This window comes from Synechococcus sp. H55.10 (assembly GCF_047502715.1).
Classification (GTDB): domain Bacteria; phylum Cyanobacteriota; class Cyanobacteriia; order Thermostichales; family Thermostichaceae; genus Thermostichus.
On the sequence record NZ_JANSJJ010000205.1, the window covers coordinates 1 to 2,461 of the forward strand.

2 protein-coding genes are annotated in these 2,461 nt (G+C 60.0%); both read right to left on the bottom strand.

Annotated elements, in window-relative coordinates:
- The coding region (locus NW858_RS11570; protein ID WP_414520549.1) for a hypothetical protein at positions 1-258 on the bottom strand (258 nt) is incomplete at its 3' end.
- A 631-nt stretch (positions 259-889) separates the two neighbouring features.
- Positions 890-2,284, bottom strand: a complete 1,395-nt coding sequence (locus NW858_RS11575) for a malic enzyme-like NAD(P)-binding protein (RefSeq protein WP_414336179.1) — start codon at positions 2,282-2,284, stop codon at positions 890-892.
- Between the last annotated feature and the right edge of the window lie 177 nt (positions 2,285-2,461).

Here is a 2,461-nt window from a genome sequence, read left to right on the forward strand (position 1 = left end):
TTGGAGCCGCCCGCTCCTTTGCTGAAGCTCTTCCCGCAGCCTAGAAAGTTCTTTCTCGCCTTCCTCAATTTGCCAGCGGAGCTCCTCGATTCTTTGCTCCCGGCGGCGGAGCTCTTCTTGCAAGCGCTGTTGCTCGGCCAGCTGCGCTTCCAGATCTTGGACTTGCTTGCTGCTCTGCTGAAGCTGGGTTTGGAGCTCTGTCAGTTCCGCTTGCCGGTTCTGCAGCTTCTCGTCCCTCTCCTGGACTTGCCGGGACAAGTCTCCGACGAGACCCTGCCATCTTTGAATTTCTTCCTCCTTCCGCGCAGACTGGTCCTGTAGCCCTTCAATCTTTGCTTGGAGGCTTTGCACTCGCCGATCCCTGTCTCGGGCAGAAGACCAAGCAACCCTCGAGGCTACTGCGTTCCCGGCTCCAACCACCAGAGCCACTCTGAGGGCTCTGCCGAGGTCAGACTGAGGCAAAGCGGCAATGCTAGCAGCGGTGAGCGTGGTGACGATGTGGACGCAGAGCGGCTTACGTATATCCATTGGGAGTGCCGAGTGATTAGAAACCTGAAACTCAGGGTAATCGATGAAGTCAGTGACGTCTGCGCAAAATACTACACAAAGAAGGAAGAAAGCTTGAAGGATTGTTAAGTTACAAGGGATCCGAAAAAAGCAGACTTCAACGTTGCCGCATTTGCGGATCCAAAGCGTTCCCCAGGCCAAAGATTGATGCTCGGTATGTTGACATCCTCCCTGCACTGCCAGCTTGCTTCCGCACAGCGCTAGGACGGGTAATTGCTGTCCCGACGGGCTGACGCCTCAGAAGCCTGCGGTCGAGCGGATGCTGCCTTCCACCCGCTTTTGGCGAAGGGGAACCTAGGGCAATAGGCCGCCTGGGCACCCCTCAAGGGATCCCGGCCACTCCCGTTTGGCGGGCAGCCTGAACTACTGCGGCAGCCACCTCAGAGACCACCCGCCCGTCGAAGACCGAGGGGATGATCCACTGGGGATCCAAATCTTCAGGTGGGATCAAATTGGCGATGGCGTGGGCGGCCGCTAGGCACATCTCGGTGTTGATCTGCTTGGCGCGGCAATCCAGAGCGCCGCGAAACACGCCCGGAAAGGCCAGCACATTGTTGATCTGGTTGGGGTAGTCGCTGCGCCCGGTGGCCATCACCGCCACCCGATCGCTCACCAGCTCCGGCTGGATCTCCGGCACCGGGTTGGCCAGGGCAAAGACAATGGGATCCGGCACCATGCTCTCCACCATCTCTGCCGCCAGGGCATTGGCCACGCTCACCCCGATGAACACGTCCACTCCCACCAAAGCCTCTGCCAGGGATCCGCTCTGCTCGACTGCAACTGCCGCCTTTTCTGGGGTGAGGTCGGTGCGGGAGCGGCTGAGGATCCCTTGGCGGTCGCAGACCACAATATGGTTGGCCCCGGCCCGCCGCAACAGTTGCGTGACGGCAATGCCAGCTGCTCCCGCCCCATTGAGCACAATGCGCACCTGATCCAGGCTTTTTTTCACCACCTTCAAAGCATTCAGCAAGGCGGCCAGCACCACAATCGCCGTGCCATGCTGATCGTCGTGGAACACCGGTAGGTTGAGGCGGGCCTTGAGCCGGGATTCAATGGCAAAGCAGCGGGGGGCGCTGATATCCTCCAGGTTAAAGCCGCCAAAGCCGGGAGCCAGGCGCACCACCGTCTCCACGATTTCTTCCACCTCCTGGGTGGCCAGGCACAGAGGGAAGGCATCGATATCGGCAAAGCGCTTGAACAGGGCCGCCTTCCCCTCCATTACCGGCAGAGCGGCCTCCGGCCCGATGTTCCCCAAGCCCAGCACAGCGCTGCCGTCGGTAACAATGCCCACGCAATTGCCCTTGATGGTGTAGTCATAGACGGCGGCGGGGTTGGCGGCAATGTCCAGTGCCACCCTCCCCACCCCCGGTGTGTAGGCCATGGCCAGATCGGCGGCGCTCTCCAGGGGGCTTTTGGCCACCACCTGCAGCTTTCCTCCGCGGTGCAGCTCAAAGGTGCGATCCACCACCCGCTCTACTTTCACATTGGGCAAAGAGGCAACAGCGGCGCGAATTTGCTCGGCATGCTCGCTGCTGACAGCATCCACCGAGATCTCCCGCACCGTCTCTGCAGAGGATTGATAGACGAGGTCGATCTGGCTGAGGCTGCCTCCCACCTCGGCAATAGCCTGGGTGACGCGGGCCAGTGCTCCCGGCTGGTTGGGCAGGCGCAGGCGCAAAGCAATACTGTAGCTGGAGCTGGGGGTGAGTTTCGTCATAGTCTTCTATAGTAGACGAATAGTAAACGAAAAACTGCCTTCAGCAGGGCGAGCCCGTCCAAAACTGAATCCTCTGGTCACTGTCAAATGGCAATCAAACTATGAACTACCCCACCGCGCAGGCGGGTGGGGTTTCCTCACCCGCTTGACAGCAGAGCTTTTGTCTCTTCTTCTGCC